We start from the raw sequence: 15,744 nt of genomic DNA, 5'->3' as shown, positions 1-15,744 counted from the left end.
GCGCATCCAGAAAAAGACTGTTGCTTAGATGAAGGTCAATACCTCGCTTAATGATTTACCCTCAAAGTTTGGTTTCTCGCCAATCTCTTCAAAGGGGTGGTTCAAACGATTGACCCAAAAAACATCGTAGCCGAACCACCTAGCCGCTAGAGCATCCCAAGCATTGCTAGAAACAAACAAGACCTCTTCTTTTTTAATTGGGAAAGTTGTTAGGAGAAGTTCATAGGCTTGAGGGGCGGTTTTAAATAAACGGATATCTTCTACAGTTACCACTTTGTCTAGGTAAGGCTTTAATCCGTTACTCTCCACTACAGTAGATAGCATCTCCCTACTTCCATTAGATAGGATCGCAGTAGCAATGCCGCGCTCTTTAATTTTCTTAAGAACACTCAAGCTATCCTCAAAGCTAGTGAGCCTCGCATACTGTTCCATCAAGCGCTTTTCGCCCTGAGGGGTGAGTTCTAACCCCATCCGTTTACAGACATAACGCAATGAGCGCATCGTTAATTCCCAAAATGGAAGATAGTACTGACTGCCCTTGGGATTAGGATCGCTCATGCTTACTAAGCGGGTGTATTCAATTTGTCGGTCGCGCCACATTAAAGAAAGCTCCTGACCACGGCCCGGAAACAATTCATTAGCCAGCGCCCCCACAGAGTAAACATCGAACAATGTTCCATAGGCATCAAAAGCGATTAACTTATACATGCTGCTCCTAACTTTTTATACACTCAATTGATATAGTTTGTTCAGCAATAACACTTTAAATATTCCACAGCGTCGAATCCATACAAAGAATATATACTGCAAATCAAAGGCTGCCCAGCACTAACCAATGTAGGAGTTGCGATGAAACCTAAAGTCCTTGTTTTGCTTTTTTGTCCATTCATATTATTTGGATGCGGGCCCAAGACGCCTCAGCCCAATACCTCTCTTAGCTTAAAACAAGTCATGGAGTGGGTGATTGATCCTAATGCAGATGTAGTTTGGGAATCGGTTAAGACTATCTCTAATGCCAAAGGCACTACAGAAATATATCCTCGCACGGATGCTCAATGGGAGGCCGTCAGAAACAGCGCCGCGACACTGATGGAGGCTGGAAATATCCTCATGCTTGAGGGTAGGGCCAAGGATGATAAGCAGTGGATCGAATACTCTAAGCGGCTCAGCCGCACGGCAGAGCTTGCACTAAAAGCTACTCAAGACAAAAATAAAGAAGCATTGTTTGATGCCGGCGGGAATATCTATAACGCCTGTAAAGGCTGTCACGATAAATATGCTGACTTTGACAAACAGCCCGTCAAGTAAACGCTATCTTATTTAGCTACTCAGCAATGCTAATGAAAAAATGGGTTCTTTGGGCTTTAGCTGTTTTTATATCCCCAGCATTTGCTCAAATGATCACTCGAAGGTAGATTTGGTATTTCTGAATGGCGCCGAGCGGAATTCATCAGAGTTCCTATTGATGGTCATGCCGAGGAGCTTTTTGACCATACAAAACAAGCAAAGCCGCTACAGCCGGAATGGTGGTTGCAAACATAGCTATTCCAGATCCTGCGAGATTAATCGGTGTTGGATCAAGCAAAATTGGTCGCAGCATTTGGGGTAATTCAAATAGTATGTACAACAAAATTGCCGGTAAATAAAAATTAGGTGTTTTTGGGGCTGATATATATTTCATTGCACTAGCGCTATTAGCGATCAATCCAACTATGATTGAAAAGAAGCCGGTAAGCACAAACCACCCAATAAAATTCTGGAGTGGTACACCAAAATAAGCACCGCCATTCGGCCACACCCACAGCCCCCTTACCGTTGATTGAAAGGGATCGTTTGAAAAATCGTGAGTAGTCATCGCAAGAGCAGCAAAAATGGCAACGCCTATTAATCTAAGTCCAGTTACCTGGGTTGATAAGCCCCCAACAACTACTCTGCCCATAATGAAGCAGATATACCCCAAGGGAAAATATATCAACATTGCCATGGGTGGCACGCCTAGCAATAGAGGACCACTAATGACATCGGGGTAGTAATACAGCCCGTACAAAAATTGAAAATTAACGCCTAGCACTTCGGTAAAGTAACCAGTCAACCAAGTCACTAAAAATATCTTAAAAGTACTTGGCCACCCCGCCCACATACTACAGTGAATTAAGCACAATACAACTGCCATGTTTGAGACAGCATATGTGATTAAGGGAGAATGGTTTGAGAAAGGATACAGACCGGCGATAAGGCAAAGTAATAACAAAGTCCAACATGTAAGTAATTTCATTTGCAAGCCCTCTTTAGGTATCTACAGTTTTAACACATCTCCATTTACACAAGTGCCGAGCACAATTCGACCTCCTAACGAAAAACCACCCGAAGGTGGTTTGGTTTTTTCTTATTAGCCTCTTTGGGAAAGCTGAGTACGAAAATAGCAGCAATGATTGTGTGGGCATTAAGATTTCGGGCTCTCGTAAAAATTGTCATAAGTCTAATCGGAAAACTTTGCCAATGCATGCCAACCAAAGCTTAACAAAGGAAGCATATCGCTGGCAAAACCTGTCACTTCCTTCATTAAGTTTTTTGAGCAAATAATAGATCGTGGTAACTGCCTTCTGATAATCCACCCCTTTAGCTTAATAGCAGCCTCTAACTCTTTAGGAACATCATAAAAACCTCTGGGAATGCGGGCTAATGTGTGTGAGTAGTCAAGAGCATAGCCCTTTTGTTTTAATGATTTTTCTAAAGCCATCCAAGCCTTTGGATTATCCAAAATTCCCTGTCTAAGTTTTTTAAGAATATGAGCTTCGGGCTGTAAGTATCCTGCGGCACACCTACTGCCTAAAGGGTCTAAACGAAAATACAAAACGCCAGGGGAATGTTTATCACCAGTTCGGGTAAACAGCCCGCTGGCGTGCATGTTGTAAGGGTGCTTTGCTTTGGCAAAGCGAGCGTCACGATTAATTCGAAAAAGAGACTTTTTGGGATCGCCCCATAAAGGTATTTCTTGCATAGACAAGCTTTCCGACAAAGCATCCGTAAATCGCTTCATAGGATCACGCACAAACTCTTCATACTCAGCGCGATGTTCTATAAACCAAACCCTAGTTTGGTTGTTAGTTAACTCCTCAAGGAATTTGAAGGCCTTGGGGGAAAACCCAATAAATTCACTCATTGAAGTGGTGCCTTATAAGGGTTAATTGCCTGCCCACAATAAAAAATAGCAAAGCTAGATTAACAACCTTGCCGCAGTAAAAGCAAGCATGCCAAAGAATATTGTTGCCAACATACTTTTTGTCGCCAAAAAACCAATCCCAGCGGCAACAACTCCGAAGAGTTGGGGAGAAAACAAATGCAGTTCAAATAATTGGGAACTGGCATCCTTGATAAATAGCACCTCTGGAAGAACAATGGCTATTAATGCCGCTGTAGGTGCATGCCTCAAGAATTCTTGGGTAGTTTCCGAAACATGAAATTTTGAACCTGCCAATAAAAAGAAGCCTCGTGTAATTAGCGTCACAAACATCAACCCAATAAAAGCAATCCATAACTCAAGCGTACTCATGCCTTGCCTCGCTTCTGATACCCATCCATCAGCATGGCAGCTAAAACCCCAGCAATTACAGAGCACACGATAGTGAGGCGATATGGAAAGTTAATGGTGAAAATGCAGGTAATAGCGGCGGCAAAAGCTGATATAACGGCAGTTTTATTTTTAATCGCCGGAATAATCAGAGCTATCAAAGCTAAGGTTCCAGCAAAGCCGATTCCCCAAGAGCTAGGTATGTAAGCCCCAAAGAAAATAGCGGTCAGCACGCCCGTAATCCAGATGCTCCAATTAGTTATCGCCAATCCAAGAAAATACAGAAGCTCGTACCTTGATTCACCGCTTGAATTCGCTAAGGGGAATTTATGCAGAAATTTAGCAAAAGTAATATCTGTATTTAAGTAGCCAATGCAAGCCTTCTTAAGAAAAGAGTAATGCTTGAAGTGGGGCTGAATCGCTGCACTAAATATTAAAAATCTTGAATTTACAATCAAGGCTGTCAGCCACACAGTCCAATAAGGATAATCGCCATTAATCAGCGGCATAACAGCTAATTGAGCAGACCCAGCGTAAACCAAAATATTGAATGAGAGAGTTTCAAAAGAATTTAGTCCGGCACTAATGAGCGCAATATTGGTAACAACCGACCAAGCCCCCACAGCAGTAGCAGCCTCAGACATTGATTTGGCACCCTCAAGAAAGGGTGGGCTTTTAAAAAAATTCAAGTAGGTTAAGCTCTTTTCTATTTAAATGTAAATCAGCATGAGAGCATTATTACATTCGTGTTTGATCTTGTGGGGAGTCCTCTAGCACGTAGGCAAATAGAAACACTGAAACCACCCGAAGGTAGTTTTTTTCTTGGTAGTCCGGGACGCTCCATCCTGCTTTAGACTATCCAATACCTATTTCTTCCTAAAGCTCAAATGACTTGGATCATTACAAAGTATCTATTAACAGCAGGAATGGTTGTATTCATTTCTGAAGTTGCCAAACGAAGTGATAGGTTGGGCGGCTTTATTGCGGCATTGCCACTAATAACTCTTTTAACTTTGGTATGGCTGTATTTAGAAAACCAGCCTGAAGAGAAAATTGCTAATCACGCCTATTACACCTTTTGGTATGTGATTCCAACGCTACCTATGTTTCTATTATTTCCATATTTACTTCCTAAGCTAGGATTCTGGATAACTATGGGAGCTTGCGTAGTGGCAACAGTTATCTGCTTTGGCTTATTTGCCTTATTGATGAAGGGCTTCGGAATTAATCTGCTTTAAATGAAAAAACCACCCGAAGGTGGTTTTGATATTTCTTGGTGGCCCGGGGCGGAATCGACTAGAGCCTCAGGAGACTAGCATCCTACCTCTAGACTACTTCCAGCTAAGGTTCAATTTCTTATGCGAAGCGGCACAATCTCTCAAATAGAGATTAATGAGACTTTGATAAGGAATTCCAACTTCTTCTGATACAGATTTGAAGTAACTCACTGAATCCTCATCCAATCTAATGGTAATGGGCTTCTTGAGCATAGAAGCATATGGATTTTTACGAGCTTTTGAGAAATCATATTCTTTACGCATCTTCATCACCTTTAATAAGCTTTTGACTCTTTAGGAGTTGCCTTACGAGCCGAAATAATACGAACGACATTACCCTTGCTTCGATAACAATGGCAAACCAAAATCACACGAAGAGAATGGCTTACTCCCAGCAAGATAAATCTGTCTTCATCCTCCGAATGATCGGGGTCGGAAATTAACTTGGCACTTTCATCATAAAACACAGATTTCGCCTCTTCAAAAGAAATGCCGTGTTTCTTTAGATTGGCTGAAGCTTTTCTGGGCTCCCATTCAAATCGTAACGAAATCATATGTACATTGTACATATATTAATTAGAAGGAGCAACTCCGCCTGACCAAAAGAAAATGCCCCGCGTAAAGCAGGGCATTATTTGAATGTTGGTGGCCCGGGGCGGAATCGACCAGGGCCGAGGATGTCTGATCCTAGCTAGCTTGCTTGTGCCACTTCTGCTTTTCCTCGGGACTCATATTTTCCCATTTAGCTCTACGTGCTTTCATTTCAGCCTGCTCTTCAGGCGTTAATCCATCAAAGAAAGCTTTTCTCTCTGCCTTCATTCTTTCTTTTTGCTCAGGAGTAATTGATTGCCATTGAACTTTCATTTTCTCGTGAACCAACTTGCGATCTTCAGGGCTTAAAGCCTTCATTTGATCGCGCATCTTATGCCAGTATTCTTTACGCTCTTCTGGAGTTGCCTTAAGTAATGCGGCATCAGTTTGTTTCATTTGCTCAAGGCGTTGATCAAATGTCAGGTTGCTGTTTGCCAATGGATTTGGTGGTTCAGGTATCGCCGCACTAGCCAAGGAAGCAATAGAAATACCAAATAGCAGTCCCACTACTAATTTCTTAGAACTCATAACACCCCCTCTTGTTGGTTATGGTTCATTCTAATCCCAGCCAATGAAAGCTCATTAGCCAGGCCAAATGAAAAAACCACCCGAAGGTGGTTTTGATGTTTCTTGGTGGCCCGGGGCGGAATCGAACCACCGACACAAGGATTTTCAAATATCCTCCGATAGACCGCTTTCGCTTTGATTTCAAGGGCTTGAGTCACCAGTCCCGACTTGTCTAAAAATTGTGCGTCCTTGTGCCGGTCAAATTTGGCAATGAAATCAGAATCTTGCGAGGGGCTATTTTTCCGTGTGTACAGATTGTGTCGCCATACCCTACCAGTCAATCACCATAGTGTCTATGAATGTCGTTTAAAACGACATTTCAACTGGCGTTCTTAAATTAGCGGCGGGAATGTATACCCATCAACTTTAAATACTTTTAAGCAAGCGTTAACGACATCAGCATCAAATAGCTTGTCACTACCCATAGCGATTTCTTCTAATGCGGCATCTATACCTTTACCTTTTCTGTAAGGGCGATCAGATGACATTGCCTCTACTGTGTCTGCCACACCCAGAATACGAGCCTCCTCACAGACAATATCGCCTTTAATTGCGTTGGGGTAGCCACTGCCATCCAAACGCTCATGATGCTGAAGAACTGCTTGAGCAATATTCCAAGGAAAGTGAATATGTTTGAGCATGTCATAGCCAGCTTGAACATGATTCCTAAGCATGGCGACCTCAAAGTTGCTTAGGGCGATGGGCTTTGTGAGAATTTCTGCGGGTATGGTAATTTTTCCAATATCGTGAACTAAAGCGGCCATTCGAATACCCTCAATGGTATGTAAAGGTAAATTCATTTCGGCGGCAATTGCTACAGCTAGGTTTGCTACACGCTTTTGATGTCCGCCCGTATATGGATCGCGAGCAACAATGACATTGGCTAAAGTGTCAACCATTTCGTTCATAGAAATGTTGACTGAGTGCTGATACTCGAGCAACTCCTTTTCTAGCTTTTTTCTATCTGAGATGTCGCGAATATTACATTGAATAACGCGGTCGCCATTAACGCCATAGGCATTGCTGACAAACTCTACATTAATAATCTCTTCATCTTTTCGTTTTAATGGGAGATCTTCATAGCGTATGTAGCCCTTGTCTTTAAGCACAGTAAATGCCGTTAAGGCCGCGGCTTTATCTACCATTGCGCCAATTTCCCAAAGCTCTTTGCCGATGAGCTCTTCTCTTGTAAACCCAAGTAAATTAGTAATGAATGGATTGGCGTCTTGAATGACTCCTGTTTGAAAATCAAGTATCAAGATGCCATCTTGGGCAGTCTCAAATAATCGCCTATAGCGTAGCTCTGATTGCTTAACTATCTGCTCTTTGTTTAAATCATTTGTCATCAATATATTTGGCAGATTCAATAAAACCACCATTCCTTTAGTTCAAGTGTATACCCATTAGTTTTTAAATCTATAGACTTTTTACTGATTTATAGGCTTAATTGATTCAACCCAATCAAGAGATTCGAGGCGCATCTTGTATATAGCAATTAGCCTTTACGGCTTGTCATTACTGTGCCAAGTTATTGCCACATTCATCAGCATTCTTTTTTTTAAGCACTCAAGTAAAGTGTTTCGCTGGGCCTGGCTTTTTCTTGCTATCGGCCTTGGACTGATGATTGTCAGAAGAGTAACGCCGATACTTCATATATTTGAATTCGGGCACCATGATCTTCTAGACGCTATTTTTTCTTTGTTCATTTCTGTGTTTCTATTGTTGGGGGTAATAGGCTTAAAGAAGCTACTCAATAAGACTGATGGCGCCCTCTTTGCGCTAGAGGCATTTACACAATTAGATCCACTGACAAACAGTCTTAGTCGTACTGAAATTCTTTATCGAATCTCTAAAGAGATTGATCGCTCGCGTAGGAGTAAGCATTGCTTTGCTTTACTAGAGATGGATATTGATCATTTTAAAAATGTAAATGATCAATTTGGGCATCGTATAGGTGACGAAATCTTGACTAGCCTAGTCAAACACTCCAAAGATACTCTTCGCTCTATCGATACGATTGGCAGAATTGGTGGTGAAGAGTTTTTGATTTTATTGCCAGAAACAAGTGTCGAGGGCGCCACTCAATTTGCTGAGCGTTTGCGTAAAAATATTGCGAATATGGTAAATGAAACAAGCTCTCCAACATCTATAAAAATTACCATTAGTGTCGGGGTTACGATTTTCGATCCCAATATGAATCCATTAGTGGAGCGCGGCATAGTACTTAATGAACTAATGAATGAGGCTGACCTGGCAATGTATCAAGCAAAAAACCAAGGACGAAATCGAGTGGCCCTTTGGAGTGCCTCTACCCCCCCCTTAAGAGGGCATGATATTAAAAAGGAATGATTAATTCTTCCATTACATAGCGATAAAAGTAGTTGGGCCCAAGAAATCCTGCCATTTTGCCGTAACCCGCCCGAGTCTTAAAGTAGTAATCATTTGAAGCTACTGGACTCGTAGCCGCGAACTCATAAAGCTGTGTAGTGGTACTTGGATCTTGATTAACTGTTTGGCGACCAACGCCTGCTGTACCGCTCAGCATCCACCCCGCAATTCTTTTTCTTGCGCCAAACGCAATCATCGTCTCGTTATAGGTTGATGGATTGAAGTAATTATTAGCAACATTAGTATTGGTATCTCTATATTGGCGATAACGCAGTTGTGCTGTTAGTCCATAATCTGGCACCAAGTCATATATGAGCTTTGCTTTGACTATTGGCCTGGTATTGGTATCAGAGAAATACATATTAGCGCCCATCACAACAGCCGATAAACGCTCAAGAATTTGTTGCTCAACACTCACGCCACCAAGGGTGTAATAGATTCCATTGTTTAAAGAGTTTTGCGTCTCTACTCTATCTCTATTAACCATGACTTCGGCTTTTGTGGAGTCCGTTACCCGAAATCCATAATTACTATCAGTAGTAATTAATTTATGGCCATTCTCTAAGTTATAGCCAATATTGGCGTTGTAACCCAAGCCTGTTCTTGGATTAATGGCTTTGGTTAGTAATGTGTAAACCTCTGCTGAAGAATCCCAGCCACCTTGGGTGAAATAATTATGCTGATAGCTAATGCCTGTATATTTTTCGCCATGCTCATACAAAGGCAAAAATCCCGCATTGTATTTGTAGGTTGAAAAGCCTTCGCTATCTGAAGCGACATAGGCATTAGGAGCAGATACTGCCATCTTAGATGGCGCCTCTTCTTCACCGTAAGCGTAAAGAGAAACAAACAAAAAAGGGCATATGAGAAGGGTGTTCACTATTTTTCTCATTTAGTTCCCCAAGATTTACGAAGATTAAACAACTCGGAAAAATATCCATACACACAAGCAGGCTGAAGAACTAAGCCATAGGCAAAAACATAAGACAAGAAACCCAATATATTTGCTCTAACTATCAGATGCTCATCATTAAACATCGCCTTACCTTTTAAATACATTTGCCAATTCAGCAAAAAAGCCATTGGTAATAGTGATAGCGTCATGGGTCCTGCTATCCAAAAAATACCAAAGCAAGCCAGGATTAATCCGGGGATGAAACCAAAAGTAAAAGCAATATCCATCAACGGAAATAATGTATTCCACCAAACATATAGCGTAGAGAGCCTGGGCTTAAAAAGAATCATTGGATTATCTTTAAAAGCCTCTATCAATCCTCGCGACCAGCGTCTTCTTTGGCGTATAAATTTACTTAAGGTATTGGGGCAGTCCGTAAAAGCTAAAGCATCCTCAGCATGTCCTACTCTATGACCAGCGGACAAAATTCTCCAAGTCAGCACGATATCTTCACCGACCATCTCTGGCCAACCGCCCAAATCCAGGACTGTTTTGCGGTCATATAAAGAGAATGCGCCTTGAGCAACTAAAGTACCTTGAAATAAAGACTGAATGCGCTTGATAGTAGCAATGCCTAAAAAGTAATCCCACTCCTGCGCCTTAGTGATCCAGTTTTCTCGTGAATTGCGAATGAGAATTTCACCAGCAACCGCTTTGGTATTGATTGGATCAGAGAGATATCGACCAACCAAGTGGCGAACACCATCTTTCAATATATAGCTATCCGCATCAATTGAAATAATGATGTCCGTTGTGCATTTTGCCAAGCCATGATTTAGAGCCGATGCCTTGCCGCCGTTATGTCCTAAATCAATGAGCTCTAAATTTGGGTGGGCCGACTGTAATGCTTTAACAGAATCGACAGTCTTATCGCTGGAGCCATCATTAATCACAATGATGCGAATGTCTGCTTGGTAGTCTTGTAGAAAAATTCCTGACAAGGTTGAGGCTATTGAATTCTCTTCGTTATAGGCGGCGATTAATATTGTGACTGGTGGGTAGTGTTGATCAATAATGACTTTAGGGCGACGATCTAGTAGTAGCGCCATCGCTACAAAGGCATTCATGAAGCCAGGAATAATGGCTATAAAAGTAATGATGAAATAAGCGGGGAATGTCCCTATTTCATTGCTTAGATCTGAAAACCAAGGCTGGGAATACCAAAAAGAAAACCCCATCCAGCCCAAGGAAAATAGCAGTGAAAAAATAAATTTTCCCTTTACTGTAAAGTACAAAGGATTCCATCCAAAATTTATAATTATTCAGGATACTCCTTGGGAATCTTGTTTTGTCGTTTAAAACGACATTACGAGTACATACCCTTAGCGTCGCTTAAATCGACGCTTGAGCGACGCAGGGATGTCTAATTGAAATGTCCTTTTAAAGGACATTTCATGTACCAGATACCCCAGTCTAGAACCAGAGTGGCTGAATCCTCATTGACGGATTAGAGCCGTGGTCTTTAACTAAACACGCTAGGTACAAGGTCTAAGCGCCATTGAGGACTTCTAATAAAAATAGCCCAACAAGTGGGCTATTGTGTTTCTTGGTGGCCCGGGGCGGAATCGAACCAGGGCCGAGGATGTCAAATCCTTAGTCGATATTAAAAATATTCTTTAACGCACCGCAATAATAGAAATCCTCATAGCGTTTTTTAGTACTAAAAATCATCATTAGAACTAAAGTACTACCCACTCTTGGCAAGAAAATTGACTTAGGACAAGTTTTTCTCATACGCATAAGTAGAGTATTGGCTCACCGCTAACAACATAATTGTGGGAGAAGAAAATGGGGATGAAACATTTGGTTGTCGGGTTTGTTATTGGATTGTTTGTGGGCGTTGTAAGTGCCTCAACATTAGATATGGGGAAAATTGGTTTTACTAAAGATGGTGTAATTACTTACCTAAACCAAGCTTGCTCGAATTAAGAACAGTTTTCTCGCAGTAAACATCTTTGCCCGCAGAGGTATGCGGGCATTTTTTTGACCTCATACATCGGGATCTCATCCGCCCGACCAAATGAAAAAACCACCCGAAGGTGGTTTTAGTGTTTCTTGGTGGCCCGGGGCGGAATCGACCAGGGCCGAGGATGTCCAATCCGATGGCCAACATATCAAAGCAGGCCCTCTCAGCATGGTTCTCTACTTTTATTAAATGAGAGTGATTCTCAATAAGGTATACAATGAGAATCATTCTTATTTGATAAAGATCTCATTTTATGAAAAACACTATTGCTTACGCCTTATTTTGTCTCTTGATTGGGGTCGCTACCTTGGTGAGCGCCAACCAGTCAGAAATCACCATCAAGATTCAAAAGGGGCGCTTCTCACCTGCCCAAATTGAAATCCCAGCAGATACCAAAGTAAGACTGGTGATACAGAATTTAGATGACACTCCAGAAGAATTTGAAAGTCATGATCTAAATCGAGAAGTGTTTATTAAAGCAAACAGTAGCGCCTCCTTTTATATTGGCCCACTCTCACCAGGACGCTACAAGTTTGAGGGTGAATTTAGCCCTGAAACCGCTCAGGGCGTGGTGATCGTTAAATGAAAAAGATTATCTTTATACGGATTCGATGCTTCACGCTACTGTTCTTTTTGTTAACCACCACATTTACATATGCCGGCGAATATCTCAGTGGGCCAGCTGACTATATCTATAGTCCAAGAGTTGAAGAAGGCGAGCGAGAGATTGATACGAAATTTGGCACCCAAAAGCCCAGAAGCGGCGAAGACTCTAGGCAATCAGGTGCCTCTATCGGATTGGGCTATGGTGTCACTTCTTGGTGGTTTACCGAAATATATGGAAAGAATACTTGGGATGGCAATAACTCTCAATTTGATGCTGTTGAGTGGGAAAATAAATTTCAACTGACTGAGACTGGAAAATATTTTGTAGATGTGGGGTTCTTAATTGAATTAGAACGCCCGCAAAATCGAAATGAAGGGTATGAGGCTAAGTATGGTTTTTTGCTTCAAAAAGACTGGAATAAGTGGCAGGCAAACTTAAACCTACTGATGCAAGGTCATTACACTGGCACCGAAAATCAAGGCACCTATTTTGGCTATCAGGGACAAGTGAAGTATCGCCTTCAACCCGAGCTTCAGCTAGGAGCACAACTGTTTTCTTGGCTTGGGCAACTGAATAATTGGAACACTAATCAACAACAGCAAACCAGTGTCGGACCGGCTATATTTGGAAAAACTAAACTTGGTCGAAAAGAGGCGCTTGTGTATAACGTTGCCTATCTTTGGGGAACAACTACCGCATCCCCAAAAAACACAATACGTATGCAGGTTGAGTATGAGTTCTAATGAGCGTCGCTTAAATCGACGCTTGACCACCACAAGGATGTCAAATTGGTTTGTCGTTTAAAACGACATCTCGAGCCATGGGTAAAATTGGAAGACTTAGGGAAATGGTGCCAGACCGCGGCCAACACTAGGGATTCTATGAGCCACTTCTCGTGTTTTGAGAATTCTTGGTGGCCCGGGGCGGAATCGAACCACCGACACAAGGATTTTCAAATATCCTCCGATAGACCGCTTTCGCTTTGACTTCAAGTGGTTACGCCCCCGGAGAAAAATCGTGCGCAAAAAACCTGAGCGTTTTCAGAAAGTTACGATAGCGTGTAAAAACTGTGCGCAAACAGTAAAGCCAATATGTGTCGGTCACCCACCATGGCTACTCGTAATGTCGTTTTAAACGACATAATTTTTTGGGTTGAATTTCCACCCTTAGAGCATTTGGTTATTTTTCTGGAAAAATAACAGCAAAATTAAATTTGCTGGGAATACCTGAAAAATCTCCACCAAGCGTTGGCACGACTTCATCAATGATATGAGATCCGGTTGGAAACGCTTTATTTTTATCTATATACCTTTTTGCGTACTGAAAAATAGCCTTCTTTCTTTGTGAATTTTCTGCCCGAGCACCCAGACCCAAAGCATCTCGAAGAGTGCTTCTTGGCCAATCGGATCTATCTAGCCATTCTTTAATGTCCTGATCCTCAAGAGATTCAATCTCGTCACTCAACTCCTCAATAATTTCTTTATTTTTTAGAAATCCTTTTTCTGCTAACCACTCATCAACTTTTAAATGGATTAGCTCACCAAATTGAGCATAAAAACTAGAGCTTGCATCCAGGACAAAGTACCTAATATCATCAGGATCAGTATCAGTTTCTCCGAAATTCATTTCGAGTACTTCAAGTAAAGGCCACGCGGTTAGAAAAAAATCTGTCATCTCCGCAAGCGTCATAGGAGTATTTGTTAACGATTCGCTTTCTTCTGAAAGAGTTCCCCCTTCATATTCATCTACTACCCGGTAATAAATCTGATTCTCTCTAAGACTTGCATAGACGCTAGTGACGTCTTGCGTAGTTGAATTTATTGTGATGCGTGCTATTTCAACCTCGTCATTGCCCTTATCTGGCAAATACTCTCCGCCCATAAAGCTAGGATGAAGTTTTCCAATAAGATCGCGTTCCTGAGTACTTAATGATGGCTTTTGAAGAAACTCATCAAGATCACTAACCTCACCCTCAGCTACTGATGAATCATATAAAGCCTTTCTCTGCGCGCCTTTAATTTCTGATGAAAGCTGAATGCCCATTTGATTGGCCCAAAAATAACTCTGGGGTCTAAAATCCAAATCAATTGGGTTACTCATTTTATTTCTTCCTTTCTCTCAGACTGTTTGACGGGAGATGTCATAGGGTCAGCAAGGTTTATGAAGATTTAGTTTACGCCAAAGAAAGCCAGATATTCATCTTAGCTATACCTGTCAGCCGAATAAGAACTTTAATTTAAATCGTATATATCACTGGGGAGACCACGGTTTTGATTCGCTATCGCGGTTTTGAAGTTCATAGTCTTTTCTAGCCAGATCCAACTTCCTATTAAGTTCAGCGTCACCCCCGCCAATGGGACTAATAATATTGCCTGGCAGAGGCTGGAGAGACTTGGGCATCTTAACTGTATCTTTATCAAACCTCTTCTTAACAGCATCAGCGTAGTCTTGCTGGCTCTTTTGCTGTTGATGTTTTATTTGAGTTGGCGTTTTTGGTATTGCTTTAGCTTTAGGCAATGGCTTCGGTGGGGGCGCCATTGGCGCTCGTTTTGGTGCTCGAGGCTTTGTTTTTGTGGCAATTGGTTTTGCAATAGGCTTAGCTACAGGCCTTGGCATTTGAGGTAATTCATTAGCCAGCTGATTAAATGTATTGTTAAAGATCAGCTTGGCTAGCCCCAGCTTTTCATCAGCACTCACAATTTCATATATTTTCATGACTATCTCCTTTTCATATATTTAGCGAGAGATCATGAAATCAATATTGAAATCATGTCGCATTCGGCTCCTTCTCAGCAGAGCCGCCTGTGCGATGGGACTTCAGCCCACCCAACCTTTCCAAAGGCGCACCAGCAGGTGCTGTCAAGGATGGTCGTCTCTGTCCAAAAGCGCACCAGCAGGTGCAGGACATTCGCCTTAGACTTCGCTGGATCGTCGGGATCAGCTAATCCCGACTATGGGGTGCCAAGCATGGCACCCCTAGGTTTACTCAAATCTCGCGTGGCGAGTGTACGACATTGTTTTGGCCGTATTGACCTTGTAATAAAAAATAGGCCGCCTGGCTGTTCTCTGCCTTGATAACTGTCTTGACAATGTAACCACTAGACTCAATGCGAACATACGCTTCAAAAGTTCTCATTTCATAATTTCCTTGAGTGAGTGTCCGGATTCCGGACGCTGGGTTTTAACGTCCAAAGCCAGCACGTACTGCGCCACTGGCTGCTTCAATCTGGGCATCTAACTCCCCAGCTTCTACGGCAACCTTAATAATCTCCAATGCCTTAATTAGCTCGTCTGCTGAATTCACTTCAACAGCAGTTTTGCCCTTAGCAAATTCAATGATCTTGGCACCATAGCGAACGTTTAAGCAAACCTTGCCATCGGCAGCTACAAACCACCATTGTCGAATACGCTTTTCATGTTCAATGTTTTTACGTGCACCATCACTGTCTTTAACTGTCTTAAATTTCTTAACAGTAAAAGTACCACCATCTTTGCTAGCTTTGGCTAGTTGTAGCTGTTCCCATACTTTGTTTGCTAATTTATTACGGCGATGCAGTACTGGTGGAATACTGGTTGGCTTTTTGGAATTCACCATTTTCAAACTATTTAATGTGCTCATCATTTTCTCCTTTAAGTTAAATGGGCACACTTAATTTATTGTCAGAAGTTTTGGTTGGACAACCTCTTTTTGCCAAAAGCCACAGAGATCTAATGTTCTTTGCCAGTTTTGTTCTTCTTTTATTAGGTTTAGCTAAATAACTTTATAAATTACTACTGAAACAAGAGCAGTGACACTCAGTCGTTATGTCACCCTAAAGCTGG

The 15,744-nt window shown here is 41.9% G+C and carries 22 protein-coding genes; 7 read left to right on the top strand and 15 right to left on the bottom strand.

What is annotated here, in order from left to right; genetic code table 11:
- Positions 1-24: 24 nt before the first annotated feature.
- Positions 25-708 carry a haloacid dehalogenase type II gene (locus ICN46_RS00230; protein WP_216203334.1) on the bottom strand — a complete coding sequence of 228 codons (684 nt, stop codon included), beginning with the start codon at positions 706-708 and terminating at the stop codon, positions 25-27.
- 141 nt (positions 709-849) lie between these two features.
- Here ICN46_RS00230 and ICN46_RS00225 point away from each other — a divergent pair, with 141 nt between their 5' ends.
- Positions 850-1,308, top strand: a complete 459-nt coding sequence (locus tag ICN46_RS00225; RefSeq protein WP_216203332.1) for a cytochrome c — start codon at positions 850-852, stop codon at positions 1,306-1,308.
- 151 nt (positions 1,309-1,459) lie between these two features.
- Here ICN46_RS00225 and ICN46_RS00220 read toward each other — a convergent pair whose 3' ends face one another.
- The 4 genes from ICN46_RS00220 to ICN46_RS00205 all read right to left on the bottom strand — a co-directional run bounded on the left by ICN46_RS00220 (position 1,460) and on the right by ICN46_RS00205 (position 4,260).
- Positions 1,460-2,173, bottom strand: coding sequence for a carotenoid biosynthesis protein (locus tag ICN46_RS00220; RefSeq protein ID WP_216203330.1), 714 nt, complete (start codon positions 2,171-2,173; stop codon positions 1,460-1,462).
- Positions 2,174-2,479: 306 nt separating this feature from the next.
- On the bottom strand, positions 2,480-3,163 hold the full coding sequence (locus tag ICN46_RS00215) for a DUF2461 domain-containing protein (RefSeq protein WP_216203328.1): 684 nt from the start codon (positions 3,161-3,163) through the stop codon (positions 2,480-2,482).
- Positions 3,164-3,217: 54 nt separating this feature from the next.
- Positions 3,218-3,553, bottom strand: coding sequence for a branched-chain amino acid transport AzlD family protein (locus tag ICN46_RS00210; RefSeq protein WP_216203327.1), 336 nt, complete (start codon positions 3,551-3,553; stop codon positions 3,218-3,220).
- Positions 3,550-4,260, bottom strand: coding sequence for an AzlC family ABC transporter permease (locus ICN46_RS00205; RefSeq protein ID WP_216203326.1), 711 nt, complete (start codon positions 4,258-4,260; stop codon positions 3,550-3,552). Before ICN46_RS00205 ends, ICN46_RS00210 begins: the two co-directional genes overlap by 4 nt.
- Positions 4,261-4,458: 198 nt before the next feature.
- Here ICN46_RS00205 and ICN46_RS00200 point away from each other — a divergent pair, with 198 nt between their 5' ends.
- Positions 4,459-4,809 carry a DUF3147 family protein gene (locus tag ICN46_RS00200; RefSeq protein WP_216203324.1) on the top strand — a complete coding sequence of 117 codons (351 nt, stop codon included), beginning with the start codon at positions 4,459-4,461 and terminating at the stop codon, positions 4,807-4,809.
- Positions 4,810-4,902: 93 nt separating this feature from the next.
- Here ICN46_RS00200 and ICN46_RS00195 read toward each other — a convergent pair whose 3' ends face one another.
- The 4 genes from ICN46_RS00195 to ICN46_RS00180 form a co-directional block, all read right to left on the bottom strand.
- Positions 4,903-5,112, bottom strand: coding sequence for a BrnA antitoxin family protein (locus tag ICN46_RS00195; protein ID WP_068949841.1), 210 nt, complete (start codon positions 5,110-5,112; stop codon positions 4,903-4,905).
- A gap of 11 nt (positions 5,113-5,123) precedes the next feature.
- Entirely contained in the window at positions 5,124-5,402 is a 279-nt protein-coding gene (locus tag ICN46_RS00190; protein WP_216203322.1) for a BrnT family toxin, read from the bottom strand.
- A 133-nt stretch (positions 5,403-5,535) separates the two neighbouring features.
- The gene (locus ICN46_RS00185) at positions 5,536-5,967 is read right to left on the bottom strand and encodes a DUF3106 domain-containing protein (RefSeq protein WP_216203320.1); all 432 of its coding nucleotides are present in this window, start codon (positions 5,965-5,967) and stop codon (positions 5,536-5,538) included.
- A gap of 371 nt (positions 5,968-6,338) precedes the next feature.
- Positions 6,339-7,352: an HD domain-containing phosphohydrolase gene (locus tag ICN46_RS00180; protein ID WP_216203318.1), complete on the bottom strand. Its 1,014-nt coding sequence runs from the start codon at positions 7,350-7,352 to the stop codon at positions 6,339-6,341.
- 136 nt (positions 7,353-7,488) lie between these two features.
- Here ICN46_RS00180 and ICN46_RS00175 point away from each other — a divergent pair, with 136 nt between their 5' ends.
- Positions 7,489-8,355 (top strand): GGDEF domain-containing protein, encoded by an 867-nt coding sequence (locus tag ICN46_RS00175; RefSeq protein ID WP_216203316.1) that lies wholly within the window; start codon positions 7,489-7,491, stop codon positions 8,353-8,355.
- Here the strand turns inward: ICN46_RS00175 and ICN46_RS00170 are convergent.
- Entirely contained in the window at positions 8,342-9,286 is a 945-nt protein-coding gene (locus tag ICN46_RS00170; protein ID WP_216203315.1) for a hypothetical protein, read from the bottom strand. The two genes, ICN46_RS00175 and ICN46_RS00170, sit on opposite strands and share 14 nt — an antisense overlap.
- Positions 9,283-10,584 (bottom strand): glycosyltransferase family 2 protein, encoded by a 1,302-nt coding sequence (locus tag ICN46_RS00165; protein WP_255538671.1) that lies wholly within the window; start codon positions 10,582-10,584, stop codon positions 9,283-9,285. Before ICN46_RS00165 ends, ICN46_RS00170 begins: the two co-directional genes overlap by 4 nt.
- 553 nt (positions 10,585-11,137) lie before the next feature.
- Between ICN46_RS00165 and ICN46_RS00160 the strand changes: the two genes are divergently transcribed.
- From ICN46_RS00160 to ICN46_RS00150, 4 genes are all read left to right on the top strand, one after another.
- Positions 11,138-11,278 (top strand): hypothetical protein, encoded by a 141-nt coding sequence (locus tag ICN46_RS00160; RefSeq protein WP_216203313.1) that lies wholly within the window; start codon positions 11,138-11,140, stop codon positions 11,276-11,278.
- Positions 11,279-11,369: 91 nt separating this feature from the next.
- Positions 11,370-11,504 (top strand): hypothetical protein, encoded by a 135-nt coding sequence (locus ICN46_RS11935; RefSeq protein ID WP_255538670.1) that lies wholly within the window; start codon positions 11,370-11,372, stop codon positions 11,502-11,504.
- A gap of 64 nt (positions 11,505-11,568) precedes the next feature.
- Positions 11,569-11,901 carry a cupredoxin domain-containing protein gene (locus tag ICN46_RS00155; protein ID WP_112295106.1) on the top strand — a complete coding sequence of 111 codons (333 nt, stop codon included), beginning with the start codon at positions 11,569-11,571 and terminating at the stop codon, positions 11,899-11,901.
- On the top strand, positions 11,898-12,665 hold the full coding sequence (locus ICN46_RS00150; RefSeq protein WP_216203311.1) for a hypothetical protein: 768 nt from the start codon (positions 11,898-11,900) through the stop codon (positions 12,663-12,665). The genes ICN46_RS00155 and ICN46_RS00150 overlap by 4 nt, the downstream gene beginning before the upstream one ends.
- 436 nt (positions 12,666-13,101) lie before the next feature.
- On the opposite strand, the gene ICN46_RS00145 is transcribed toward ICN46_RS00150, so the two are convergent.
- The 4 genes from ICN46_RS00145 to ICN46_RS00130 all read right to left on the bottom strand — a co-directional run bounded on the left by ICN46_RS00145 (position 13,102) and on the right by ICN46_RS00130 (position 15,541).
- Entirely contained in the window at positions 13,102-14,022 is a 921-nt protein-coding gene (locus tag ICN46_RS00145; RefSeq protein WP_216203309.1) for a hypothetical protein, read from the bottom strand.
- A 150-nt stretch (positions 14,023-14,172) separates the two neighbouring features.
- Positions 14,173-14,637, bottom strand: a complete 465-nt coding sequence (locus ICN46_RS00140) for a hypothetical protein (protein ID WP_216203307.1) — start codon at positions 14,635-14,637, stop codon at positions 14,173-14,175.
- A 271-nt stretch (positions 14,638-14,908) separates the two neighbouring features.
- Positions 14,909-15,058 (bottom strand): hypothetical protein, encoded by a 150-nt coding sequence (locus ICN46_RS00135; RefSeq protein WP_216203305.1) that lies wholly within the window; start codon positions 15,056-15,058, stop codon positions 14,909-14,911.
- Positions 15,059-15,103: 45 nt separating this feature from the next.
- A complete protein-coding gene (locus ICN46_RS00130) occupies positions 15,104-15,541 on the bottom strand; it encodes a DUF6641 family protein (protein ID WP_216203303.1) in 438 nt (145 codons plus the stop codon).
- Positions 15,542-15,744 lie beyond the last annotated feature (203 nt).

The sequence above is a fragment of the Polynucleobacter sp. Latsch14-2 genome, from assembly GCF_018881925.1.
In the GTDB taxonomy this organism is placed as follows: Bacteria; Pseudomonadota; Gammaproteobacteria; order Burkholderiales; family Burkholderiaceae; genus Polynucleobacter.
Note: the sequence above shows the minus strand (reverse complement) of the source record. Positions and strands in the feature narration are given on the sequence as shown.